Origin of the sequence: Mycobacterium sp. SMC-2 (genome assembly GCF_025263485.1) — a bacterium.
Lineage (GTDB): Bacteria > Actinomycetota > Actinomycetes > Mycobacteriales > Mycobacteriaceae > Mycobacterium.
In genome coordinates this window covers 4,459,080-4,484,164 of the sequence record NZ_CP079863.1, presented here as the reverse complement: position 1 = coordinate 4,484,164, position 25,085 = coordinate 4,459,080, and the positions used below count along the sequence as shown (strand labels likewise).

22 protein-coding genes are annotated in these 25,085 nt (G+C 64.8%); 15 read left to right on the top strand and 7 right to left on the bottom strand.

The window, feature by feature from the left end; translation table 11 throughout:
* The first annotated feature begins 2 nt into the window (after positions 1-2).
* The gene (locus KXD96_RS20960; RefSeq protein WP_260739444.1) at positions 3-1,973 is read left to right on the top strand and encodes an acetoacetate--CoA ligase; all 1,971 of its coding nucleotides are present in this window, start codon (positions 3-5) and stop codon (positions 1,971-1,973) included.
* On the opposite strand, the gene KXD96_RS20955 is transcribed toward KXD96_RS20960, so the two are convergent.
* From KXD96_RS20955 to KXD96_RS20945, 3 genes are read right to left on the bottom strand one after another with little or no spacing between them, the layout of a single operon-like run.
* Positions 1,940-2,281 carry a hypothetical protein gene (locus KXD96_RS20955; protein ID WP_260739442.1) on the bottom strand — a complete coding sequence of 114 codons (342 nt, stop codon included), beginning with the start codon at positions 2,279-2,281 and terminating at the stop codon, positions 1,940-1,942. The two genes, KXD96_RS20960 and KXD96_RS20955, sit on opposite strands and share 34 nt — an antisense overlap.
* A complete protein-coding gene (locus KXD96_RS20950; RefSeq protein WP_260739441.1) occupies positions 2,278-3,612 on the bottom strand; it encodes an SRPBCC family protein in 1,335 nt (444 codons plus the stop codon). The genes KXD96_RS20955 and KXD96_RS20950 overlap by 4 nt, the downstream gene beginning before the upstream one ends.
* Positions 3,609-4,427 (bottom strand): SDR family NAD(P)-dependent oxidoreductase, encoded by an 819-nt coding sequence (locus KXD96_RS20945; protein WP_260739439.1) that lies wholly within the window; start codon positions 4,425-4,427, stop codon positions 3,609-3,611. Before KXD96_RS20945 ends, KXD96_RS20950 begins: the two co-directional genes overlap by 4 nt.
* A 106-nt stretch (positions 4,428-4,533) precedes the next feature.
* Here KXD96_RS20945 and KXD96_RS20940 point away from each other — a divergent pair, with 106 nt between their 5' ends.
* Positions 4,534-5,787 carry a cytochrome P450 gene (locus KXD96_RS20940; protein WP_260739438.1) on the top strand — a complete coding sequence of 418 codons (1,254 nt, stop codon included), beginning with the start codon at positions 4,534-4,536 and terminating at the stop codon, positions 5,785-5,787.
* A 38-nt stretch (positions 5,788-5,825) separates the two neighbouring features.
* On the opposite strand, the gene KXD96_RS20935 is transcribed toward KXD96_RS20940, so the two are convergent.
* A complete protein-coding gene (locus KXD96_RS20935; RefSeq protein WP_260739436.1) occupies positions 5,826-6,854 on the bottom strand; it encodes an amidohydrolase family protein in 1,029 nt (342 codons plus the stop codon).
* Positions 6,855-7,010: 156 nt separating this feature from the next.
* Here KXD96_RS20935 and KXD96_RS20930 point away from each other — a divergent pair, with 156 nt between their 5' ends.
* Positions 7,011-7,847, top strand: coding sequence for an iron-containing redox enzyme family protein (locus KXD96_RS20930; protein ID WP_260739435.1), 837 nt, complete (start codon positions 7,011-7,013; stop codon positions 7,845-7,847).
* Between the two features lie 143 nt (positions 7,848-7,990).
* Here KXD96_RS20930 and KXD96_RS20925 read toward each other — a convergent pair whose 3' ends face one another.
* The gene (locus KXD96_RS20925; RefSeq protein ID WP_260739433.1) at positions 7,991-9,793 is read right to left on the bottom strand and encodes an FAD-binding protein; all 1,803 of its coding nucleotides are present in this window, start codon (positions 9,791-9,793) and stop codon (positions 7,991-7,993) included.
* 301 nt (positions 9,794-10,094) lie between these two features.
* Between KXD96_RS20925 and KXD96_RS20920 the strand changes: the two genes are divergently transcribed.
* From KXD96_RS20920 to KXD96_RS20865, 12 genes are all read left to right on the top strand, one after another.
* Positions 10,095-10,895: an ABC transporter permease gene (locus KXD96_RS20920; RefSeq protein WP_260745481.1), complete on the top strand. Its 801-nt coding sequence runs from the start codon at positions 10,095-10,097 to the stop codon at positions 10,893-10,895.
* The gene (locus tag KXD96_RS20915; protein WP_260739432.1) at positions 10,892-11,746 is read left to right on the top strand and encodes an ABC transporter permease; all 855 of its coding nucleotides are present in this window, start codon (positions 10,892-10,894) and stop codon (positions 11,744-11,746) included. The genes KXD96_RS20920 and KXD96_RS20915 overlap by 4 nt, the downstream gene beginning before the upstream one ends.
* A 91-nt stretch (positions 11,747-11,837) precedes the next feature.
* Positions 11,838-13,178, top strand: a complete 1,341-nt coding sequence (locus KXD96_RS20910; RefSeq protein ID WP_260745480.1) for an MCE family protein — start codon at positions 11,838-11,840, stop codon at positions 13,176-13,178.
* Between the two features lie 22 nt (positions 13,179-13,200).
* Positions 13,201-14,229 (top strand): virulence factor Mce family protein, encoded by a 1,029-nt coding sequence (locus KXD96_RS20905; protein ID WP_260739430.1) that lies wholly within the window; start codon positions 13,201-13,203, stop codon positions 14,227-14,229.
* On the top strand, positions 14,226-15,494 hold the full coding sequence (locus KXD96_RS20900; protein ID WP_260739429.1) for an MCE family protein: 1,269 nt from the start codon (positions 14,226-14,228) through the stop codon (positions 15,492-15,494). Before KXD96_RS20905 ends, KXD96_RS20900 begins: the two co-directional genes overlap by 4 nt.
* On the top strand, positions 15,491-16,849 hold the full coding sequence (locus KXD96_RS20895; protein ID WP_260739427.1) for an MCE family protein: 1,359 nt from the start codon (positions 15,491-15,493) through the stop codon (positions 16,847-16,849). Before KXD96_RS20900 ends, KXD96_RS20895 begins: the two co-directional genes overlap by 4 nt.
* Positions 16,849-17,988 (top strand): virulence factor Mce family protein, encoded by a 1,140-nt coding sequence (locus KXD96_RS20890; RefSeq protein ID WP_260739426.1) that lies wholly within the window; start codon positions 16,849-16,851, stop codon positions 17,986-17,988. The genes KXD96_RS20895 and KXD96_RS20890 overlap by 1 nt, the downstream gene beginning before the upstream one ends.
* Position 17,989: 1 nt before the next feature.
* Positions 17,990-19,447 carry an MCE family protein gene (locus KXD96_RS20885; protein ID WP_260739423.1) on the top strand — a complete coding sequence of 486 codons (1,458 nt, stop codon included), beginning with the start codon at positions 17,990-17,992 and terminating at the stop codon, positions 19,445-19,447.
* The gene (locus tag KXD96_RS20880) at positions 19,411-20,133 is read left to right on the top strand and encodes an Mce protein (RefSeq protein ID WP_260739421.1); all 723 of its coding nucleotides are present in this window, start codon (positions 19,411-19,413) and stop codon (positions 20,131-20,133) included. Before KXD96_RS20885 ends, KXD96_RS20880 begins: the two co-directional genes overlap by 37 nt.
* A 60-nt stretch (positions 20,134-20,193) precedes the next feature.
* Positions 20,194-20,853 carry a hypothetical protein gene (locus KXD96_RS20875; RefSeq protein WP_260739419.1) on the top strand — a complete coding sequence of 220 codons (660 nt, stop codon included), beginning with the start codon at positions 20,194-20,196 and terminating at the stop codon, positions 20,851-20,853.
* Between the two features lie 155 nt (positions 20,854-21,008).
* On the top strand, positions 21,009-21,881 hold the full coding sequence (locus tag KXD96_RS20870; RefSeq protein WP_396878867.1) for an SMP-30/gluconolactonase/LRE family protein: 873 nt from the start codon (positions 21,009-21,011) through the stop codon (positions 21,879-21,881).
* A 61-nt stretch (positions 21,882-21,942) separates the two neighbouring features.
* A complete protein-coding gene (locus KXD96_RS20865) occupies positions 21,943-22,326 on the top strand; it encodes a hypothetical protein (RefSeq protein ID WP_260739417.1) in 384 nt (127 codons plus the stop codon).
* A gap of 157 nt (positions 22,327-22,483) precedes the next feature.
* Here KXD96_RS20865 and istB read toward each other — a convergent pair whose 3' ends face one another.
* Together istB and istA are read right to left on the bottom strand one after the other, a co-directional pair.
* Positions 22,484-23,299 carry an IS21-like element helper ATPase IstB gene (gene istB / locus KXD96_RS20860; RefSeq protein ID WP_260737101.1) on the bottom strand — a complete coding sequence of 272 codons (816 nt, stop codon included), beginning with the start codon at positions 23,297-23,299 and terminating at the stop codon, positions 22,484-22,486.
* Positions 23,296-24,846 carry an IS21 family transposase gene (istA, locus tag KXD96_RS20855; RefSeq protein WP_260737107.1) on the bottom strand — a complete coding sequence of 517 codons (1,551 nt, stop codon included), beginning with the start codon at positions 24,844-24,846 and terminating at the stop codon, positions 23,296-23,298. Before istA ends, istB begins: the two co-directional genes overlap by 4 nt.
* Between the last annotated feature and the right edge of the window lie 239 nt (positions 24,847-25,085).

Genomic DNA, 25,085 nt, shown 5'->3' with positions numbered 1-25,085 from the left:
AGGTGGCGCGGCCCGAGGTGGTGTGGTCGCCGCCGGCAGACGTGATGCAGCGCAGCCAGGTCGGTCACTTCCTGACGTTTCTGCGCGACGAACACGGGCTGACGTTTCGCGGCTATCCCGACCTGTGGCAGTGGTCGGTCGATGATCTCGACGCGTTCTGGGGGTGCTTGGCCGACTGGGCGGGCGTGCGGTGGCATCAACCACCGCTAGCCGTGCTCGCGACCCGCACGATGCCCGGAGCGAAGTGGTTTCCGGGCGGCACGCTGAGCTTCGCCGAGCACGCGCTGGCGCATGCCGACGAGCGGCCGGGCAGCGTCGCGATCGTGGCACGCAGCCAGACGCGCGCGGAAAGCGAGCTGACCTGGGCCGAGTTGCGCGACGCCGTGGCACGCTGCCGCGCCGGCCTGCTCCGGCTGGGCGTCGGCCGCGGTGATCGGGTGTGCGCCTACGCGCCCAACATCCCCGAGACACTGATCGCGTACCTGGCCACCGCCAGCCTGGGCGCGACCTGGGCCGCCTGCGCGCCGGAGTTCGGCACGCGCGCCGTGATCGATCGGTTCGCCCAGATCGAGCCCAAGGTGTTGCTGGCCGTCGACGGCTACCGCTACGGCGCGCGCCGCGTCGACCGCCACGACGAGGTCGCAGCCATCGAGGCGGCCCTCCCGACGCTGCGGCACACGGTCCGCCTGCGCTACCTGGGCGAGTGGGCCGACGGCTGGGGTCGGCTGCTCGCCCACCACGAACCCATGGCCTACGAGGCCGTCCCGTTCGACCATCCGCTCCATGTGCTGTTCAGCTCTGGGACGACCGGCCTGCCGAAGCCGATCGTGCACGGGCACGGCGGCATCGTCATCGAGCACCTCAAAACGATGGCCCTACACCACGACCTGTCGCCCGGCGACCGGCTCAGCTGGTTCACCACGACGGGCTGGACCATGTGGAACTATCTGGTGGGAGGCCTGCTCGTCGGGGCGACCCTGGTGCTGTTCGACGGCGACCCGGGCCATCCCGACCTGTCGACATTATGGCGGCTGGCCGCCGAGACCGAGCTTGACGTCTTCGGGGTCAGCGCGCCGTTCATCATGGCCTCGCGCAAAGCAGGCGTGCGCCCGCCCGCCCACCGGCTGCGGGCTCTCGGCTCGACCGGCGCACCCCTGCCGCCGGACGGCTTTCGCTGGGTGTGCGCCGTGCTCGGCGCGGGCGTGCAACCGTGCTCGATGAGCGGGGGCACCGATGTCGCCGCCGCCTTCGTCGGGTCCACGCCGCTGTTGCCCGTGCGGGCCGGCGAGATCACCTGCCGGATGCTCGGGGTGGCCGCTACCGCCTACGACCCGGACGGCCGCCCCTGCCCGGCCGGCGTTCAAGGCGAGCTGGTGATCACACAGCCGATGCCGTCCATGCCCGTCAAGTTCTGGGGCGACCCAGACGGTGAGCAGCTGCGGGCCGCCTACTTCTCCACCTACCCGGGCGTGTGGCGCCACGGCGACTGGATCACGTTCGCTGACGACGGCGCGTCGGTGCTGTCCGGCCGCTCCGACGCCACCCTCAACCGGGGTGGTGTGCGGCTGGGCACGTCCGACTTCTACGCCGTGGTGGAGGAGCTGCCCTGGGTGCGCGACTCGCTCGTTGTGCACCTCGAGGGCGACGGCGGGTCGATGGGCACCCTGGTGCTATTCGTAAGCACGGCAAGCGAAGTCGAGCTCGGCGACACATACCGAGCCGAGATCGCCGCTGCGCTGCGAGCGCAGCTGTCGCCCCGCCACGTCCCCGACGTGATCGAGCGGGTACCGACGGTCCCGCGCACGCTCTCGGGTAAGAAGCTCGAGGTACCCGTGAAGAGAATCCTGACGGGCGCTGCGGCCGATGCCGTCGCGAGCCGCAGCTCGCTCGCCGACCCTGATTCGTTGGCGTGGTTCGAGGCCTACGCAAAACGGCTGACTCAGGGGATCGGTTCGGTCACCCAATCGAGGTAGGTGGCACCCGAATCGGGAGTCTTGGGTTGCTTGAACAGGTCGGTGGCCATCGACACGATGCTCAACGAGTAAAGCATCCGCATCAGGTTGAGCGCCTGATCAGGCAGGTCGTCGAGCGGAAGGGGATCGAGGTATTCCATGATCGCCTCGGCGCGGGGAAAGACGGCGTCGTAGAAAGCCTGCAGCTGGGGCATGGTGCTGCCCAACCGCTGCTCCCAGCGCTGCTGGCCGGTCTCGAGCGACCAGATTCGGGCGAAGGGCTCCATGTCGGCGAACTGCTCGGGTAGCAGCGCGGTCGCGGCCGTCATCGAACGCCTCCAGTTGGGTTGACCTCCCGGCTGTAGGCGGCCACGTCGTCCTGCACCACGCTGTGCAGGTGCCGGATGGCGACCTCCTGGTCGCACAGGAAGAACTTCTTGCGGGCACCCGACGCGATCCCCATCTGGGTCGCCTCGAGCGTGGCGGCATCCTGCAGGCCTCCCTCGCGGATCACCATCGCCGCGTGTTCCTGGGCCAGCCGCTCGCGGGTGGTGGTCGGCGGCACGAAATTCACCGTCCAGACGAACTTGTGTCGCGTCGGGCTCAGCGGCCAGTAGTGGTAGGTGAAGTAGTGGTTGCGATTCCAGGTGACTATCACGAAGTTCGGGTAGATCTGCCACGAGTCCGCACCCCACCGGTCGATGCCGCCCGGGTTGACGCCCTCGCCCAGCGGGCCTACGTCGGGGGTGTAGTCGGTGCCGAGCAAGCCGGCCTGAAACAGTGCGTCGGCCGCCTTGCGGACCCGCAGGTTGACGTTGCCGAGCGGGCCCACGGACGTGAACAGCCGGTGCTTACCGTAGGGCGCCCAGTACGGAATCATGAACGGGATCTTGTCGATTCCGGTCTGCTCGGCGGCGGGGTTGTTCAGCTTTCCGTGCACGTAGGGCACGTGGTAGACCTCCTGGAAGGCGTCCACGAAGAGCTTCCAGTTCGCTTCGACCTCGGACTCGAAGACGTAGGTCTGCGTCATCTTCTCGAACGGGTAGGTCTCCAGCCTGGCCACCGTGGGCGTCAGGAACTCGCGCAGGCTCTGCCGGGGTTCGTTGTCGAGGTTGATCCAGATGAAGCCGGCCCAGGTGTCGAGGTGGATCTTCGGCAGCGCGAGCTCCTCGGGCTTGAGGTCGAAGAACTCCTGCGCGTTGTGGACGTAGGCGATCTGGCCGTCGAGGCTGTAGCGCCAGCCGTGGTATTTGCATGACAGCGCCCGGCACATGCCGCGGGTCTCTCGGTCCGGGTAGTCGTCCCAGATCAGCCGGTTGCCGCGGTGCGAACAGACATTGTGGAAGGCGCGGATCTGGTCATCCATGCCCCGCAGCACGATCACCGAGATGCCGAGAAATTTGAGCTCCTTGGTGAAGTAGCTGCCCTTTCTCGGGAGCTGCTCGACACGTCCCAGGTTCAGCCAGGATCGCCGGAACACCGCCTCCTTTTCCAGCTCGTAGAACGCGGGGTCGAACGAGTCACGGAATGACACCGGGCCGGTTTCCAGTCCGAACGACGCGGTCCACGAGCCTGCCTGCGGCTTGTCGAACACTTCGATGCCGGCGGCTTCACCCTCGGTCAGGCCCCGGATGTGCGCCGTCGTCAGCTGATCCGTCATCTGCTCACCTCTTCCGATGTTGTCCCCGACGCGGCAGCCCCGGCCTGCAATCGGGCGCGGATCTTGTCCACGAGCCGGGCGCCCCCGGCCATCAATCCGCCGTCGACGGTGACCGACTCACCCGTGATGAAACGGGCATCGTCGCTGGCGAGGAACTCGACCACGGCGGCCACATCCTCCGGCAGGCCCGCCTCCGGCCACGGCTGCAGTTTCTCGAGCCACGTCCGCGCGCCCTCCACGTCACCGCGGGCCAGCATCGGCGTCAGGACACCGCCGGGGCAGATCACGTTGACGCGGATACGGGCTGGCGCGAGCTCGACGGCCGCCACCCGGGTCAGGTTGATGACGGCGGCCTTCGCGGCGGAGTAGGAAGGGAAGCCAGAGGAGGCCGACAACCCGTCGATCGAAGCGGTGTTCACGATGGCGCCGCCGTGCTCAGCCGCCAGCATCGCGCGCGCGCTGTGCTTGATGCCGAGGAACACCCCGCGGGCGTTGACGGCGAACACCCGGTCCCAGTGCTCGACGGGTACCTCCACGATCGGGTCCAGGGTGTCGGAAACACCCGCGTTGTTGAACATGACGTGCAGGTCGCCGAACTCGGCGACCGCGGCGGCGATCAGGGCGGCGACATCATCTTCCGCCGAGACGTCGGTGCGCCGGAAGCGGACGTTCTCGGCATGCCCGGCCATCGCGGCATCGGAAAGCAGTTGCTCGGCCGCCGCTTCGTCGACGTCCCCGACCATGACCCGAGCGCCCGCCGCGCACATGCGCAGGGTGGTGGCCTTACCTATTCCGCTCGCGCCGCCGGTGACCACTGCAACCCGGCCTGTTAAACGTGGTTCGATGATGGATTCCCTTGGTCGGTCAGTGCGACAATAATATACAAGATAATCTACGGTGGACTAACGGAAGGACTTCGTCATGACGACCACGTCGGACACCGACCTGAACCTGTCAAAGGTCGATCTCACCGACCTTTCCTACTTCAAAGACGGTCCGCCGTACGAGATCTTTGCGCAGATGCGCGCGCTGCCGGCTCCGCACTGGAATGCGCTGCGCGGTAGCGAACCGGGTTTCTGGTCCTTCACCCGCTTCGCGGACATCGCAACCATCAGTCGCGACTCGCACACCTTCTCATCGGCTCGCGGGGGCGTGTTCACCACGAGCGAAGGCGGGGCCGTGCCACTCGATGCGCTGCGGCAGATCCTCCTGGGCATGGACGACCCCGAGCACGGGAAGCAACGCAGAGTCGTCCACGGCGTGTTCACTCCCAGGCTGGTGGCCCGACGAGAGGGCCACATCCGCAACACGGTGACCGAGCTGCTCGACGACGTGATCGAGAGGGGCAGCTGCGACTTCGTCGAAGACATCGCCGTCGAGCTGCCGCTTCGTGTGATTGCCGACCTGCTCGGTGTCCCTCAGAGCGACCGTCCGAAGCTGTTCGAATGGACGAACACGGTGTCACTCGCGCAGGCAACGGCCGATAAAGAGTTGGGACTTGGTGCGATCTTCGAGATGGGTGCCTACCTGGCAGCGCTCACGGCAGCCCGAAAGGCCAACCCGACTGAGGACCTCATCTCTCTTCTGCTGGCGGCCGAGATCGATGGCGAAAGCCTCACCGAGGACGAAGTGACGTTCTTCTTCGCCACGCTGATGTTCGCCGGCAACGACACCACGCGGAACACCGCCTCCGGCGCCATGCGTGCCTTGATGCAACACGAAAGCGAACGGCAGAAGCTGATCGCCAACCCCGGCGCTATGTCCAACGCCGTCGAGGAGATGTTGCGTTGGGTCTGCTCGGTGGTGTACTTCGCCCGCGTTGCCCAGTGCGACACGCAAGTCGGTGGACACCCGGTCCGCGAGGGCGAGCGTGTCGTCATGTGGTACGCGGCCGGGTCCCGGGACCCGGCGGTAAACGAGGACCCGGAAATCTTCAATGTGTCTCGCGAGAAGCCACAGCACCAGGCTTTCGGTGGGGGTGGAGCGCATTTCTGTATCGGCGCTGCGCTCGCGCGACTCGAATTGCGTGTGCTCTTCGAGGAACTGGTACGGCGGGTGCCGGACATGCAGTTCGCCGGACCGGTCACGCGCCTCGAGACGAACTTCTTGAACGCGCTTACGTCGATGCCTGTTTCGTTCACCCCGGGCCGGCGCGAAGGCGTAAATAGCAGCTAAGGCTCTGAGCTGCAAGCCTTTTCAGTGGATTGCATGATTCACAGGCGGAAGAGGCGCTCGGCGTTACGGTGCGCGAGCTGGTGCGCCTCGTCGTCGGTGACGGGCAAGTTCTCCAGGAACTTCCGGGTCCCGTCGAGGGTTAGGTAGGGGTAGTCGACCGACCAGATGAGGCGGTCGATACCGATGACCGCGCGGATGAACTCGAAATGTGGTTCGTCGAACATGCCACTCGGGGTGATCCAGACGTGGTTGCGGTAGGTGTCGCTGATCGTCGTGGACAGACCGGTGAATTTGGGTGGCAGCAGGTCATCGAGGCGTTGCAGATAGAACGGGACCATCTCGCCCCAATGGCCACTGATGACTTGGAGGTCTCCGTACCGCTCGAAGACCCCCGCCAAGATCAGGCGCAACACGTGAATGCCGGCTTCGTGGTGCCAGCCCCATCCGCCCAGGGAGAACATCGCGCTCACCTCCGGCCGAAACCCCGCGTAGTACGCCTGCTGTACCTGCGGCAGCGGGTAGAACGGGTGCAGGTAGATTGGCAACCCGAGGTCGTTGAGCCGCTGTAAAACCGGCGCGTAACGCGCATCGTCGAGGAACGTCTCGCCGGGGCGGCCCGCGAGCATCACTCCTCGCAGGCCAAGTTCGCCGGTCGCACGGTCGAGCTCATCGACCGCGGCTTGGGGGTCCTGCCAGGGCAACGCGGCGAACCCGCGCAGCCGGCTTGGATTCGCCGTCACCGCCGCTGCGAGCCGATCGTTGGCGGCCCGGGCGATCGACACGGCTTCTGCCGCCGGCACCAATTGGATTGGGCTGCTGTAAGACACGATCTGCATGTCGATCCCGTGTTGGTCCATGTCCCGGATTCGCCCGTCCCCCAGATCGTCGGCCAACTCCACGGCTTCGCTGAACTCAACCAGGCTCGGCCGGTCGGCCGGGCGTGTTTCGGGGAGCGCGTCGGGCGATCTTTGCAGGCCCATGTATGGGGCTTCGCGTTGCAGCGCGGGTCGTGCCGCCTGCGCGATCGGTCGATCGATGGCGTGCTCTTCGATGCATATGAGTTTCATCAGGTGGCTCCGGGCGTCAGCGGATGGCAGGGGAGGGGCGCTACGGACTTGACCGGTATTGCAAATTTAATATTATATTTGTAGCGATACGATACACAGTCAGCCGACTTGGAGCCGAGGTGCTGACCACCCACTCGGCGCGACGAAAGGAATGCGATGACGGGATTGCCGTATGACGGCCGGGATCGGGGCGCGCCCAAGTGGACCAGTGACATTTCGCCCGAGGAGTTCCAGGCCCAACTGGTCGAGACCATCGTCGTGACAGCGGCCAAATACATGAAGCGGCCGTTCGCGATTCCAGAGCACTATGACCAGACGCAGGCGCGGCTGTATCACGCCACCGCGATGAAGTACTTCTCGTTCTTCGCGTGGCGGTTCCCGAGCTGGCTGCTCGAGGTGGCGTCGCGCTGCCCGTACCAGGACGTGCGCCGCGAGATCATCCAGGACTGTGTCGACGAGGAGGTCGGCGACGAGGACGCCAACGGCCGCTGCCATGTCGACGTGCTCTACGAGGAGGTCGAGGCCTGCGGCATTTCACGCGAGGAAGTCGCGGCGACGCCTCCCAGTCCGCTTATTCAGACCTGCGTCCTGGCACTCGACGACCTGGCCCGGACCCTCCCCTGGGAGGCGGCTTATGCCGCAATCGCGGGGCTGGAGATCATGAACTCCAAGCCGGCAATTGAGCTGCGGGCGAAGATGATGACGCCGGAGCAGCTCAAGGCCGCCACGGCCGCCATGTCGTCTTCTTTGCCGGAGCGGCTCGGGATTCCGGGCGACGACCTGCTGTTCGCCGCGTTGCATCAATACAAAGACCAGTTCCACGGTGGCGGCGAACTCGAGCTGCTGTCCAAGTACGGTGCTGACCTCCACACCCAGGAGCAGATGCTGTGGGGAGCCAGGGTCGGCTTCGAGACGTTCGCCCTCATGGTCAATGAGATCGACCGGCTCGCTCTGGAGGCTGTCGAGGGGGCGCCGACTCCTGCTGCCGTGTAAGCGGTTCTTCTCGACAGCTCCCGCAGTAGGCGGGGTGGTACGGAGTTGCACGGCTGCAACTCCGCCCACTCTGCGCAAATCGTCGCGTGTCGCGTGTTCGAGCGCGCCACCTCGCCCTGAATCCGGATGCTGACCGATGCGCGTCAAGCCTCGACCGGCGTCGAGCGGGGTTCGATCACGCGCCGGAGCTCCTCTTCCAGCGCGTCGATGCAGTCGCGCCAGTCAGCGACGATGCCCACGTCGGCGTGGTCCCACACAGGGGCGTTCCGATCGGGGTTGATCGCCAGCACCATACCTGCCGATCGCACTCCCACCATGTGGTTGAACTTGCCGCTTGTGCCGATGGCGACGTAGAGGCGCGGCGAGATCGATCGCCCGGTGATCCCGATCTGGCAGGAGTGCGGCATCCACCCGTGATCGGTGACCTTGCGGGTACAGCCGATCTCGGCGCCGAGCAGCTCGCGCAGTACCTCAAGACGGTGTAGCTCCTCGGGTGCTACTCCGGCGCCGACTCCAATTACGACACCGGCCTCACCCAGGCGCTCCAGTGAGTCCTCCTGCCGCCGCAGCCGGATAACCAGTCGCCTGCGCGGTTTCGCGACGATCGAGGCAACGTCGGCTACGTGAGTGCGAGGCTGCGGGCGCGGCAGCACACCGGCGCGGACGGTAGCCATCTGCACGGGCGACGTTGCGGTGATCGCGGCGAGCAGTGACCCACCGAATGCCGGCTTCCAGGCGACCAATCGTCCGTCGCTGACCTCCAAGTCGACGGCGTCGCCGGTCAGCCCGGCCCCCACTGCGGCGGCGACGCGTGAGGCGATCTCGCGACCCCACGCAGTCGAACCGGCCAGGATCGCCCACGGCTGCTCAGCGCGTGTCCAGTGTGCGACCTCGCTCGCGATGTCCTCTTCTGCTTCGGCTCCGCGAATGAGCACAAGCCGGTCGGCGCCCCAGGAACCGGCCATAGCGGCGCCGAGCTCATCGGGAGTCAGCAGAACGGTGCAGCCGGACAGCGAAGCCGCCAATCGCGCTGCGGCACCGCATAATTCCTGACTCAGCGCAGCATGGCCCGGCTCAGCGAGGACGGCGACTACCGGACCGTCGCCGCCGGTGGTTCCGAGGACCGGAGGGGTGGGCACCTGGCCAGCGTCCAGCGCGCCTCGATCGCGCAGCGTGCGGACAGCGTCCCGGACCTGCGCTGCGATCGGGGCGTCGGCATCGCGCTGACGTCCCCTGTTCGCCGCAACTCGCCGGACCTCGCCCACCACAGTCAAGCTGGCCGCTGCGCCCCATGGCCCCGGTCCCAGCTCGGTGGCGCAGATAGCACGGATCGCCGCGGCCGGCACGGCGGAGCGCCCCTCCGGCGCCACCTTCGCGGGGTCGCACAGCCGCTCCGCGCACGATAGAACGGCCGGCAATCTCACCTCGGCATCTACCCAGCCGTCATCGTGTTCACAACCGATGGTGAGCACGCACCCGTCGAGGGCGAGAACCTTGACTCCGGCCGCGAATGGGAGATCGAGAAGCTGAGCGAGCTGCGGCGGAACCTGTCCTGTGTCCGCGTCGAGTGAGTTCTTTCCGGTGAGGATGAGGTCGAACGGCCCTTCGCGCTCGATGGCCGCGGCAAGCACGCGTGCGGTCGCGATAGTGTCGCTTCCCGCGAATGCAGGGTCGGTGGCAAGGACCCCTCGTATCTCGACACCGCGTTTGAGGCCCAACGCGAGTGCCTCCCGCAGGACATCCTCGGCGACCGGGGGACCGAGTGTGAAGACCACGATGGACGAACCGGGTTCGCCGGCTGCGAGTTCGACCGCCTTGCTCACCGCTCGGCGACAGTAGGCGCTCATCTCCAGCGCAGCGCCATCGCGAACTAGACGACCGTCCGGACCGAGCGCCATCTCCTCGAATGCAGGAATCTGCTTCACCAGCACCGCGAACCTCGTCATCGCCCGGCGCATTCCTTCCGATAGGATGAATATGATATTTTATTCTGCATTCCGCTGAGCTCCGCCATCATAAGCCGCCTACCCGCAGGACCTGGGAGTCGTCAGTAGAACTGGCGGCGCGAGCGCGAGGTTGCCACCCGATCCGGACGGCAACCTCGGCGTCCTGCTTTCTATGCCAGCGTGCGGTGGATGTATCGCTGTCCGCCTCCGGCTCCTGGGACAACCAATTTCCAGTCGGCACCTCTAGGCACCCGAGAATCAGATATATAGTATCGCCATGTCGAAGCAAGCGGCCGATGCTATGAACTGCGAGTATGCGGGAGGGGGTTCGATCGTGGTCTATGCGCAGGGCGTCTCCAAGCCGCTGAGCGCGATCGGCGGTTTTTTTGCGATGGCGCTCGATGCGTTGTTCCTGATGCCGCGAAGGCCGTTCGCGTGGCGGGAGTTGCTGCATCAGACATGGTTCGTGGCGCGAGTGTCGATTCTGCCCACATTGATGTTGTCGATCCCGTTCATGGTGTTGATCGTCTTCATGCTCAACATCCTGCTGAGCGAGTTCGGCGCGGCCGACCTCTCCGGGTCCGGCGCGGCGCTGGGTGCGGTCACGCAGATCGGCCCCTTGGTGACGGTACTCGTGGTCGCTGGGGCAGGCGCCACGGCGATGTGCGCAGACCTCGGAGCCCGCACCATCCGCGAAGAACTCGACGCGCTGCGAGTAATGGGGATCAACCCGGTCCAAGCCCTTGTGGTGCCCAGGGTGCTGGCCGCCACCGTGGTCGCATTGGCGCTGTCCTCGTCTGTGACCCTCGTCGGCTTGACCGGCAGCTTCTTCTTCTCGGTGTTCATCCAACACGTCACACCGGGCGCGTTCGCGTCGAGCCTGACGCTACTGGTCGGCCTGCCCGACATGATCGTCGCGCTTGCCAAGGCCGCGTTGTTTGGCCTGGCCGCCAGCCTGATCGCTTGCTACAAGGGCGTCTCGGTCGAAAGGGGACCGGCTGGAGTCGGCAACGCGGTCAACGAGACCGTCGTGTATGCGTTCATGGCACTGTTCGTGATCAACGTCGTGGTGACCGCAGTCGGCGTCAAGGCGACAATGTGAGCCTCGCCGTTCCCAGCACGCTGTATCCCCAGCTACGCCGGCTGGTGACGAAGTTGGTCTACGGCTGGGACCGCGTCGGAGCCCAGACACAGTTCTACGGCAAGACCCTCGGCGCATCCGGGACTGCTCTGGCGAATTACAGGTCAGAAGTGGTGCGGCTGATCGCACAGATGAGCCTGGGCACCGGCGCCCTGGCGATCATCGGCGGCACCGTGGTGATTGTCGGCTTCTTGACTCTGGCGGCTGGCTCGATCATCGCGATCCAGGGCTACAACTCTCTTGCCAACATCGGCGTCGAGGCCCTGACCGGCTTCATCTCCGCTTACGTCAACGTACGTCTCATCGCACCGTTGGTGGCCGGCATCGGCCTGTCCGCGACCATCGGCGCCGGTGCCACCGCGCAGCTGGGGGCGATGCGGATCAATGAGGAGATCGATGCGCTCGAGGCGATGGGAATCCGATCGATTCCCTACCTGGCGTCGACGCGGGTTCTCGCCGGGATGATCGTGGTGATTCCGCTGTACTGCGTCGCGGTATTGATGTCGTTCCTGGCCGCCCGTTTCGGTACCACCGCGGTCTACGGCCAGTCGGCGGGCGTCTACGACCACTACTTCTACACGTTCCTCAATCCCACCGATCTGGTCTGGTCGTTCTTTCTGGCTTTATGCATGGCCATCGTCGTCATGCTCGTGCACACCTTCTATGGCTTCACCGCATCTGGTGGGCCGGCTGGGGTGGGCGAGGCGGTCGGCCGGGCGGTACGTACCTCGCTGGTTTCCGCGGTATTCGTGACCCTGTTTGTCTCGCTGGCGATTTATGGCCAGTCCGGCGGCTTGAACTTCTCTGGGTAGAAAGATGGCTGCCAGTACAGGGGAGGACCGCACTCGCCGGATTTTCACGCGCGTGCGGCGAGTTGTCAGCGCGCCGGCCTGGTGGACTTTGATGCTGATCGTCGGTGTCGTGTGCTTCGTCTGGGTGTGCTCGGCGTTGTTCGGCGGAACATTCCGGTCATACGTCCCGGTCACATTGACCTCCGATCGCTCGGGTCTGGTGATGGAGACCGGGGCCAAGGTCAAACTGCGCGGCGTTCAAGTCGGCCGGGTCGCGGCGGTGACAGGCGGGAACGGACCGGCGAGTTTGAAGCTGGAGATCGACCCCGATCAGATCAAACGCATCCCGGCCAATGTGGAGGCGCAGATCCGCGCCACGACGGCGTTCGGTTCGAAGTACGTCGACCTCATCTATCCGGACCACCCCAGCCCACAGCGGCTGGCCGCCGGGGCGGTGCTGCGGTCGAGCAACGTCAGCACCGAGGTGAACACGGTGTTCCAGAACCTTGTCGGGGTGCTGAAGCAGATCGAACCGGCCAAACTCAACGCGGTGCTGGGCGCGCTCGCCGAGGGGGTGCGCGGCCAGGGGCAGCGCATCGGCGAAGCCACCACCGATGCCGACCAGGTGCTGCAGGCGGTCAACCCGCGGATGGACGCCGTACGGCAGGACTTCCGCTCGTTTGCGGAATTCAGCCAGACCTACAGCGCGGCCGCCCACGACATCCTCACAGTTCTCGACTCCGCAAGCACCACCAGCAGCACCATCACCACTCAGGCCTCCGAACTCGATGCCCTGCTGCTGGCGACCATCGGGTTCTCGCGGGCCGGCAGCGACCTGCTCGGGCCCACCGAGAACAACCTGATTCGCTCGATCGATTTGCTGGAGCCCACGACCGACCTGCTGTTGAAGTACAACCCGGAGTACACCTGCACGCTGCAGGGCGGGTTGTGGCTCCTGCAAAACGGCGGCTGGGAGGAAACCGGCGGCCTGAACGGTTATTCGGTGATCACCGACGCGGGCTTGCTATTCGGTGACGACCCTTACAAATATCCGGACAACTTGCCGATCGTTGCTGCCAAGGGCGGACCTGGCGGTAAGCCCGGGTGCGGATCGCTGCCGGATGCCAGCAAGAACTTTCCGGTGCGCTATCTGGTGACCAACACCGGTTGGGGCACCGGCCTCGACGTCCGGCCGAACCCGGGTATCGGGCACCCGTGGTGGATCGACTACTTCCCCGTTACTAGGGCTGTGCCGGAGCCGCCCAGCATCCGTGGGGTGAAACCCCCGGCCATCGGCCCGGTGCCTTACCCGGGTGCGCCACCGTACGGCGCGCCGCTGTACGGCCCGGACGGGACGCCGCTCTATCCGGGGGTTCCGCCGCCCCCACCGCCAGCTCCCGAGCCGGCACCGGCGGCGCCGGCGACCGGCGCGGAACCCCCGCCAACACCCTGACCGACGACTGCGAGGACCGAACATGAGAGACAACCTGCGCGGTGTCATCTGGCGCCTCGCGGTATTCCTGACGGTGTGTGGGCTGGGGACGTTCGTGCTGCTGGCGGTGTTCGCCCAACTTCGCTTCGAGGCGCAGACCACCTACAAAGCCGAGTTCAAGAATGTGACCGGCCTGGCGGAGGGCAACTTCGTCCGGATCGCCGGTGTCGAGGTCGGCAAGGTGAAGAACATCTCGATCAAGGACGACACCGTTGCGGTCGTCGAATTCTCGACCGACGACTCGGTGGTCCTGACCAAAGGCGCCAGGGCCGCGATCCGCTACGAGAACTTGATCGGCGGCCGATACATGGCGCTCGAGGAAGGCGCCGGCAGTGTCGACCGGCTCAAACCTGGCCAGACAATCCCCGTGTCGCAGACTGAGCCCGCGCTAGATCTGGACGCCCTGATAGGCGGTTTTCGGCCGCTGTTCCGCGCACTGGATCCCGATCAAGTCAACGCGCTCAGCGGCCAATTGGTGCAAGCCTTCCAAGGGCAGGGTGCGACGATCGGCTCGTTCCTCACCCAGGTCACTGCGCTCACCAATACCCTGGCAGACCGGGACCAGCTGATCGGGCAAGTCATCACCAATCTCAACGTCGTCCTGGGTTCGCTCGGTGACCAAAGCCAACAGTTCGACAAGGCGGTCACTTCGCTTTCCGAGTTGGTCGGGGGCCTCGCGGCCCGTAAGAAAGACATCAGCAACGGCCTGGCGAACGCCAGTGGGGCGGCAGGAACCGTCGCGGACCTGCTGTCGCAGGCCCGGCCGCCACTAACCAAGGTCGTCCATGAGGGCGACAGGACCGCGGGCATCGCGGTCGCCGACCACGACTACCTGAATACCTTGCTCGACAAGCTTCCCGACAAGTACCGGCTCCTCGCCAGGCAGGGCATCTACGGCGACTACTTCAACTTCTATCTCTGTGACCTGATCCTGAAGGTCAACGGCAAGGGCGGCCAGCCCGTGTTCGTGAAGCTGGCAAGCCAGAGCACCGGGCGGTGCACGCCCAAATGAAATCCTTCGCGGAACGTAGTCCACTGGCCATCGGAGCGATCGGTGTCGCGTTGACCGCCGGGGTCATGCTGGCGGCACTGCAGTACGACAAATTGCCGTTTTTGTCCGGTGGCAACAAATACGAAGCGTATTTTGCCGAGGCAGGAGGCTTGCACGGCGGGGACGCGGTACAGGTATCCGGATTCCGGGTGGGTCAGGTTTCCAGCGTCGACCTAGACGGCAACAAGGTGCTCATCAAATTCAACGTCGACAAGAAGATCAGGCTGGGCGACCGTACCGAGGCGGCGATCAAAACCAAGAGCTTGCTCGGCGCGAAGATCCTCGAGGTCACCCCGCGTGGAGAAGGCAGGCTGAAGGGTGCGATTCCGGTGGACCGCACCACCGCGCCATATCAATTGCCTGACGCGCTGGGGGATTTGACCACCACGATCAGCGGTCTGAACACGTCCCAGCTGTCCGATGCCCTGCAGACGCTGGCACAAACCTTCCGGGACACTCCACCGGATTTACAGGTCGCGGTGCAAGGGGTGGCACGCTTCTCCGAGACGCTGAACAGGCGCGACGCCCAACTGCGGAACCTGCTGGCGAACGCCAACAAGGTGACGGGGGTGCTCTCCGAGCGGACCGACCAAGTTGTCAGCCTGATCGCCAACACGAACGCGCTGTTGGTTCAATTACGAACAGAAAGCGATGCGCTGGAACGCCTTTCGGGCAATATCTCCGTACTTTCCAAGCAGCTGTCCGGATTCGTCGCCGAAAATCGCGCAACGCTGCGGCCGGCGCTGGACAAACTCAACGGCGTGTTGACCATCGTCGACAACCACAAGGACCAGGTCAAGCAGAGCCTCAAGCTGCTCGAGAAATACGCGATGGGACTAGGTGAAGCGGTAACCTCCGGCCCCTTCTTCAAAGCGTATCTGGGCAATCTGATACCGGGTCAATTCCTGCAGCCCTTCATCAATGCGGCGTTCTCCGACCTGGGTCTGGATCCCAACGTGCTGTTGCCGTCTCAACGGCACGATCCACACACCGGCCAGCCGGGCACGCCGCCGCTGCCCGTCCCCTACCCACGCACCGGTCAGGGGGGCGAGCCGAGGCTGACGCTGCCCGACGCCATCACCGGCAATCCCGGCGACCCCCGTTATCCCTATCGCCCGCCCCTACCGGCTCCTCCACCGGGCGGCCCACCGCCCGGCCCTCCGGCCGGATATGCGCCAACGCCCGTCCCCACCACGCCCGGAGCGCCCGCGGAGGGAGGACAGTGACCCGCTCACGCGCGAGGATCGGCCTTGCGATCGGCCTGGCGATCACGCTGATCGCCGGGTTTGTGGTCGCGCTGCGATCCGCCGATGCAGCCGACCGGACCAGGATCACTGCGTATTTCGACAACGCCAACGGGCTGTACGCCGGTGACGACGTGCGCATCCTCGGCGTGTCTGTAGGAAAGATCGACAAGATCGAGCCGCACCCCCAGCACGTCAAGGTTGAATTCTGGATCAACGCGAAGTACAAGGTGCCCGCCGACGCCGACGCGGTCATCGTGTCGCCGTCTCTGGTCACAGCGCGGGCCATCCAATTGACACCCGCGTACACCCATGGCCTGGCGATGCACGACGGCGCGGTCATTCCCCAGAACCGCACGGCCGTCCCGGTCGAGTGGGACGACCTGCGCACCCAGTTGCAGAAGCTGACCGATTCGCTGCAGCCCACCCAACCCGGCGGCGTCAGCACACTGGGCGCCTTAATCGACACCACCGCCGACAACTTGCGCGGCCAGGGCGCCAACATTCGCGACACCATCATCAAACTGTCGCAAGCGTTTTCGGCGTTAGGCGATCACAGCACCGACATCTTCGGCACCGTCAAGAATCTGTCGATCGTGGTATCGGCGCTGCAATCCAGCACGAACCTGCTCAAACAGTTGAACACCAACCTCGCGGGGGTGACCGCGCTGTTCGCCAACGAGCCGAACAAGGTTGCCAACGCGATCCGCGATCTGGACACAGCCGTCGGCGACGTCCAGGGTTTCGTGGCCGAAAACCGTGAATCGCTGGGAACGACGTCAGACAAGCTGGCGTCGGTGACGAACGCGGTCGTCGACAGCCTCGACACCGTCAAGGAAATCCTGCACATCGGCCCCAACGCCTTTCAGAACTTCACCAACATCTATCAGCCCGCACAGAGCGCTTTGACAGGTATCGCGGCCTTCAGCAACTTCGCCGACCCGATCTCGTTCTTGTGCGGCGCCATACAGGCGGCATCGCGCCTGGGCGCTGAGCAATCGGCAAAGCTGTGCGTGCAATACCTGGCACCCATCATCAAGAACCGGCAGTACAACTTCCCTCCGCTCGGCTTGAACCCCTTCGTCGGCACGGCGGCGCGGCCCAATGAGATCACCTATAGCGAGGACTGGCTGCGTCCGGATTACGTTCCGCCGCAACCGCCCTCGCCGCCGGCCGCACCACCGGCGGGCGGCGCTCCGTTGGCTGCCGACCAGGGTCCACCCCCCGGTGCGGGCGCGCCGGCGGACATCGCGCCCGTAACGCCCCCGGGTGCGGTTGCGACAAATCCGGCCCAGGGCCTGCCCGGGATGATGGTGCCGCCTGGAGGGGACTCGTGATGCGAACCCGCCGGCGTCGCGTCGCTGCCGCTCTGGTGTTGTCGGTGTTGTTGATGGCCGTCGCGTCCGGCTGTGGTTGGCGAGGGGTCAACTCGCTTTCGCTTCCTGGAACCCAGGGAAACGGCCCCGGCTCGTTCGAGATCAAGGCTCAGCTGCCCGACGTGACGAACATCCAGCAGAATTCCCTGGTCCGCGTGGGTGACGTGAACGTAGGCCACATCACCAAAATCGAGCGCCAGGGTTGGCACGCACTGGTGACGATGCGGGTCAACGGCGGCGTCAACCTGCCGGCCAACGCGACCGCCAAGGTGGGCCAGACCAGCCTTCTCGGCTCGCTGCACATCGAGCTGGCGCCGCCGACCGATGTCGCCCCGAAGGGAAGACTCCATGACGGGTCACTCATTCCGCTGTCGTCCGGCTCCACCTACCCGACCACCGAGCAAACGCTGGCCGCGATATCGACTCTGCTCAACGGGGGCGGGCTCGCCCAGGTTCAAGACATCACCAGGGCCTTCAGCACGGCCTTCGCCGGCCGGGAAAAGGACCTCAGGAACCTCATCGAACAACTCGACACGTTCATCGCGCATCTCAACAAACAGACTGACGACATCATCCACGCCACCGACAGTCTCAATAATCTCGTCGGTCAGTTCGCCGATCAGAAGCCGGTGATGGACAGGGCGCTGCGGACGATCCCCGATGCGCTGAGCGTACTCAGGGACGAGCGGGACAACCTGGCACAAGCGGTCGACCAGCTGGGCAGGTTCAGCGCTCTGGCTGCGCAATCAGCCAACCTAACCAAGGACGCCCTGGTCAAGGAGCTTCACCAGCTCGGGCCGGTGCTCGAGTCGCTGGCCAACGCCGGCCCGGCGCTGACCCGCTCATTGAGCTTCTACCTGACCTACCCGTGGCCGAACGAGACGATCGACAACTGGTTCCGCGGCGACTACGCCAACCTCACGCTCATCATCGACCTCACGCTCAGCCGTATCGACTCGGGCATCTTCACCGGCACCCGTTGGGAGGGCAACCTGACCCAGCTGGAGATGCAATGGGGCCGCACGATAGGGCAGATGCCCAGCCCGTATACCGCTGCCAATCCTCTGATCGTCCCCTACCACTTCGATCAGGGTCGCTGACGTGACCACTCGACGGATCAAGATTCAGCTGGCGATCTTCATCGTGGTATCAGTGGTCGCGGCCGGGTTCATGCTCGTCGACTATGTCAGGTTGCCGGCGATGTTGGGCGTTGATCGTTATACCGTCACCCTCGACTTGCACGAGTCGGGAGGGTTGTACGCGCGAGGCAACGTGACCTATCGCGGCATCGAGGTCGGGCGCGTCGAATCTGTCAGTCTCACTGACTCCGGTGTGCAAGCCGTGCTGTCACTGCGGTCCGACGTGGCGATCCCTTCCGATCTCGAGGCCCAGGTGCACAGCGAAAGCGCGGTCGGCGAGCAATACGTCGCCCTGATACCACGCGACGGGGCATCCCGACCGCTGAAGAACGGCGACGTCATATCGGCGAGCCGGACGACGGTGCCACCGGACATCAACAACTTGCTGGATGCGACCAACCGTGGCCTGCAGGCGATTCCGCGCGACAACCTGAAGACAGCTGTCGACGAGGCGTATGCGGCCGTCGGCGGGTTGGGTCCCGAAATCCGGCGGTTCGTCAACGGTTCGACCACCCTGGCCATCGATGCCCGCACCAACCTCGACGCGTTGACCACGGTGATCGACCAGTCGCAGCCGGTGCTGGACTCGCAGACGCAAACCTCCGACGCAGTCCGGGCATGGGCGGCACACTTGGCCGTGATCACCCGGCAGTTGCAGTCAGAAGACAGCGCGGTGAACGGCGTCCTCACCAAGGGCGCGCCGGCTGCCGGCGAAGCGCGCGCGCTCTTCGAGCGACTGCAGCCCTCGCTGCCACTGCTCCTGGCCAACTTGGTCAGCGTCGCCGATGTCGGCATCACCTATCGCAATGACCTCGAGCAGTTGCTGGTCCTGCTGCCCCAGGCCACCGGGATCCTGGAGGCGTTCGTCGTGCCCAACCGGAACACCAAGCAGGCCTACCGGGGTGCCTATCTGGACTTCAACCTCAACCTCAACCTTCCGCCGGCGTGTACCACCGGGTTCTTGCCCGCCCAGCAAATGCGATCGCCCACCGAGGTGGACGCTCCGGATCGACCCGAGGGCGACTTGTACTGCCGAATACCGCAGGACTCGCCGTTCAACGTCCGCGGGGTGCGCAACACACCGTGCGAGACACGTCCGGGCAAGCGCGCCCCAACGGTCAAGCTGTGCGAGAGCGACGAGAACTACGTTCCGCTCAATGACGGCCTGAACTGGAAAGGCGACCCGAACGCCACCCTGTCCGGTCAGGACATTCCCCAGCTGCCGCCGGGATCCCCGCCACAAGCGGCACCATCCCCGCCGCCGGCGCCCCCGCCGCCGCTCGCGTTTGCTCAGCACGACCCGGCTACCGGTACATATATCGGGCCTGACGGGAGGGTGTACAAGCAATCCAACCTAGCCCAGACTGCACCAAAGGAGAAGAAATGGCAGGACCTGCTGATACCGCCGACGGGGAACTGAGCGGGTCCCCGTCCAAGCCCGTTGGCGCCGAGGAAGATTCGTCAACTGGTGATGGCGAGGTTGCCACTGAGACTGCCGAGGCGCCGGCAGCCGGTGAGGGCGAGATAGCGACGACGGCCAGCGAAAGCACAGACGAAGCGAATGGCAGCGGCGACTCCGAGTTCGCCGAAGATGGCGAGGCTGTCGCAACCAGCAAAGGCCCGCGCTCCGGCGTGCGGCTGGCCTTGGCTTTCGGAATTGCGGCCATGCTGACGCTGGGCGCACTGGCCGGTTGGCTGGGCTACCACGCGTACCAGGGGCACGAGGCCGCCAAGCAGCGGGAGCTTTTCCTGCAGGTCGCTCGGCAAGGTGCGGTCAACCTGACAACAGTTAGCTACATGGAAGCAGAAGCAGACGTCCAGCGGATCCTGGATTCGTCGACCGGCACCTTGTACGACGACTTCTTGAAGCGGTCGCAGCCCTTCATCGAGGTCCTCAAGCAGGCGCAGTCGACGTCAGCGGGCACGGTCACGTCGGCCGGTCTCGAGTCCGTCAATGGTGACGAGGCTCAGGTACTGGTGACGGTTCAGGTGAAGTCGTCGAATGCCGGGGCCGGCGAACAGGCCCCCCGAGCTTGGCGGATGCGCATGAGCGTGCGGAAGATCGGCGACAGCGCCAAGGTCTCCAACGTCGCGTTCATCCCATGACCGACTCCGGCAGACCACGACTTACGGATAGAGGTAATCATGCTTGTCAGAATTGAGGATGTGACTGACGAACGCGTCGTAGATGACGACAGCGCCGACAACGACAGTGGGCAGCCTGTCGAGACAGCTGGTTCGCCCGAAGGCACCGTGTCCAGGGACGCTGATGTCGCGATTGAGCGCGAAGACGACGACACAGAAACCAAGGCCACTCAACCGGAGGCGCGCTCCAAGCGTCGTGCGTCTTTTGAACGCGCGATTGCTTTCGCGGTGCTTCCCGGGCTGGTACTGATGGTCGCAATGGCCGCAGCCTTCCTGAAGTGGGAAGATGCATCGACGCGGGCGGCAGACAATGCACGGGTGGAGTCCATGCGGGCCGCGAAGGACAGCACAATCGCGCTTCTTTCTTATCGGCCCGACACCGTAGACAAAGACCTGGGCGCGGCCCGCGATCGGCTGACCGGCAGTTTCCGCGACTCCTACACCAAGCTCATCCACGATGTGGTCATCCCCGGTGCCAAACAGAGGAAGATTTCGACAGTCGTCGATGCCCCTGCCGTCGCTTCGATATCAGCCAATGCGAACCACGCGGTCGTGCTGGTGTTCGTCAATCAGACCACCATCATCGGCAACGATGCGCCTACCGCAACCGCGTCCAGCGTCCGGGTGACCCTCGAAAAGATCGACGGCCGCTGGCTGATCTCCGACTTCACGCCAGTATGAGCACCGGAGCGGGACCGGACCATGTGAGGCTGAGTGGACGGTTCGCACAGCGCGAGTTGCGGAAGGACATGTGGCGGCGCTAGCGGACCGGCATACAGGGCTGAGTATGGTAGTGAATTCGCCTCGATAGATATATTATATACACTATGTCCGACATGATTGAGATTTGGCGCCAGATCAGCTTGACCCCTCTGGCTAGCGGTTTCTGCCTCGGTGAAGGTCCGCGTTGGTTTGAGGGCCTGCTGTGGTTTTCCGACCCGCCGGGTGGGGCGGTGCACACCGTCAATCTCTCCGGAGCAACGAGCACACTGCCTCTCCCTGGTCACGCTCCGTCCGGTTTAGGATTCCGACCTGACGGGTCATTGCTAATCGCCTCCACCGAGAGTCGGCGGATACTGCGATATGACGGTGAAATAGTCTCGACCGAAGCCGATTTGAGCCACACCGTCCCGGCCAACCTCGGCGGCATGGTCGTCGACGAACTTGGGCGCGCATACGTCGGATGCCAAGTTCGCGGCGGGGTGATCGTCCGGATCGATCCTGACGGTAGCCAGACCGTTGTCGCCGAAGAGCTCGACATTCCCAGCGGAATGGGCATCACCTCCGACGGCGAATCAATGATCGTCGCCGAGTCGGGGAGCCGTCGGCTGACCGCCTTCGCCGTAAGCGAGGATGGGGCCCTGTCGGATCGACGGATCTTCGCTGACGGACTCGCTGGACCTCCCAATGGCATTGCGCTGGATGTCGACGGCGGAGTTTGGACCTCGATGACAGCGGCGCACCAATTCTTGCGGGTCCTCGAGGGCGGCAGGGTCACGGATCGCGTCGACATGGCTGGGCGCAGTGCAAACGCCTGCACGCTCGGTGGACCGCAGCGCCGGACACTATTCCTGCTGTCAAGCACCCAGGCCGGTCGTCAACGTCTGACCGAGACGAAATCCTGCCGCGTTGACGCGGTAATGGTTGACATTCCAGGCGCGGGCTTGCCCCAGCCCGACAAGGAAGTCAAGGTAGCGACTTGCCCCTGAGAGGTCGGCTTCAGCGTGCAATCATCCTCTCACTGAAGCGATTTGAGGATTTAGCTTCGACATGGCACTGAGCAGAGCTGACACACTGGCGACACCTCTAATCCGAACGGCTGACCGCTTTTTCAACCGCGACGTACAACCCATCGCGTTGCTGGAGTGGGCGAAGCTTCGAAGCGATCCCGACTATTGCTGCGTCGGGTACTGGGAGGGCGAAGGTGGGGCCTGGGTCTACACCTTCTGGCTCGGCCTCGACATCAGTTTCGGCGCCGGTGCGGAGGCGTCGGCAATCTTCGACACGCATGTTTCTGCGTATGGCAGTCAACCCTATGCCGACTGGACCTGTCCCACGGACTCAATCGAGCGGGCGCAAGCGCTGCATCAGCGAGTCGTCGAATACGTGGAACGGGGAATGACGCCGCCGACGTGGGACCTCGAGGGCATTTGATGCTCAAGGTCATCGAGATATGTTGTCGACCCACAACTGGCTGCGGTCACGGTGTCGCTTGCCAGGGTGATGGGACCACCGTTTTGCCATGAGCATGGGACCGGTTGTTTCCGGTTGCTGGCCGTGGGGTGATGGTGACTGATGACCTGGCTGCTGGTCAATTCGGCTGGTCCGAATTGACCGGCTTTCGAGGACGGGGTTTCTGGCGTTGCCGGTAGGACTCGCCCTCGACGACGAGTTCGTAGGCCGCGGATTGGAGCCGGTCCATCGCCGACTGGGCCAGGAGTGGGTCGGCCATCATGGTGAGGATCTCCGGTGGTTCGCGGTTGCTGGTGATGACCGTTGATGCGGTGCGGTGGCGTTCCACGATGAGCTCGTAGAAGTCATTGGTCTCGGTGGCCTCAAGCCGGTGCAACGCGAGGTCATCGATGATGAGCAGCTCGACGCGGTGTAGTTTGCGCATCTCGTCTTCATAGCTGCCGTCTAGCCGTGCTCCGCGGAGGCGTTTGAACAGTTTGTCGGCGCGTTCGGTATGCACGCTGTGGTGACGTCGCACGGCGATGTGGCCTAATGCGTTGGCCAGGAACGTTTTTCCGACTCCGACCGGTCCCATGATGAGCACGTTGTAGGCGTCGGCCAGAAACCGCAGCGAGGTCAACTCTGCCCATAGTTGGCGGTCGTAGCTGACCGCGGCGGTGTCATCCCAGGCCTGCAGCTGCATCTGCGGATCCAATTGTGCTGTCTTGGCGCGGCGGGCGGCGGACTCGCGGTCGCGGCGGGTGACCTCATCGGCTAGCAGCATTTCCAGGAAGTCGTGGTGTGGCAGCCGATTCGATCGTGCCAGCGCGAGCCGTTCGGGCAGGGTGTCGAGCAGGCGGCCGAGCTTGAGGCGGCGCATCAGCGCTTTGAGGTCTGCAGACACCTCGATCGGCTTGACCGCGGGGGTGGCATCGGGGCGGCGGGTTGTGCTCATGAGGGCCTGCGCACCGCGAAGTCGGTGGCCGCGCGGACGAACCGCGACGCCTGCGGCGGGTTCGGGATCAGCGGCAGCTGTGCGCCGGCACCGCGGGTAAGCATGCGCTCGATCAGCCCGACGTCGATGACCTCGGCGTCCAGCGCGCGCTGGCAGGCGTCATCGACCGCGTCGGCGCCGTGGCGGCGCACCAGTCCCAGGAGTCGGTAGACCTGGCGCATCTTGGTCCACGGCAGCGGATGCTCCAGCACCGCCGCCGCGTAGGCGCCGACATGCTGCCCGTGTGCGGATGCCTTGCGCTGCAAGGTGTTGATATCTCGCATCGCATAGACCGACACCTCGGCCGGTAGATCAGCGGGGTCGGTATGGCGGCGTCCTGGCGCCATGACCGGATGGACCTTGATCAGCTCACCGCGCCAATACAGCTTCACCGTGCGCGCATCCACCCGGGCATCCAGCCGGCGCCCAATCAGCTCACCGGGAACGCTGTAGAGCGCCTTGGCGACCTGCACGTGCCGATCGGGAGCCACCTTGGGCCGGCTCCAGGTCGGGATGTCGAACACCTCGTCGGGTGCCGGTTTGAGGTGGGGTAGCTCGTCGGTGGCGAATACCTCGGCCGGGCGCAGCCGAGTGGTGCCGTGTATCCGCATCCCCGCCACCTGCCCACACCACTGCTCGGCTCGTGCCCGGCAGTCACTCAGATTCCGAAAGTCTTCTCCAGCAAAGAAATTCGACCGAACATATTGGACACAGCGCTCAACCCTAGGCTTGTCGCGCGGGCTGCGGATGCGGGTGGGGTCCACGACGAAGCCCCGCGCCTGAGCGTATTCGCGGAAGGCGTCATTAAGTTTCGGATCGGTCGCATCAGCCTTGTCGACGATGGCCTTCATGTTGTCGGGGATCGCCACCGCGAACACCCCGCCGAAGAATGCCCACGCGGCCTCAAACCCGGCGATCACCTCGTGAAGCGTCTGCCGGTAGGTCGGCCAGACGAACATGTGCCGCGAATACACCGCAGTGAAGATCAACCCCTGCACTACCCGCCGGCGGCCATCCGCGGCATCAGTGAGCATTCCGAGCCGACCGAAATCGACCTGCAGTTCAGCACCGGGCTCGCAATCGGCCACCGGCACCGTGGCCTGCCGAATCCCGAACCCCAATTCCGTTGTGGCATAGCGATGCAACGTTCGATACGACACCACCACGCCCCGACGCCCAAGCAGCGTGTGCACCTTCGTCAGAGTCAAGTCTTGCTTCAGCCACGCCTTGATCTGCTCGTGCTGGGCGGCGATGGTCTCCCAGGCCTGGCTCTTGCCGTTGGGCCGACTCGGCCGCACGCCGGCGATCACCGCCGCCAACAGCTCGTCGGTCAACTGACACCCGTCGCCGTCACGGTCCAGCCCGCACGCGCGGGCGCGGTCCACATACCGGCGCACCGTTTTGCGGTCCGTGCCCGATAACCGGGCCACCTCGCGCAACCCATGACCCTGCAGCCACAACCGCAGCATCTCCCTGACTTCGATCACCGACACCTCCCGGTAGCTCATTCGGCCAATACAGCGGCCGAGCAACCGGAAGCCCCCAACGCCACGCCGGGGTGGTCCCATAACTGGCAAAACAGCTAGCCAGATGGTCCCATCACTGGCAATCGGGTGGTCCCATGCTCATGGCAAAACCGGCGCCGAGCTGGTCCCTTATTCCTGGCAGCCGACAGTCACGGGCTGTGACTCCGGAAGATTTCCTGGCGAAGCCTCGGATGTGCTCCAAAAAAGCTTTGCTGTCAATG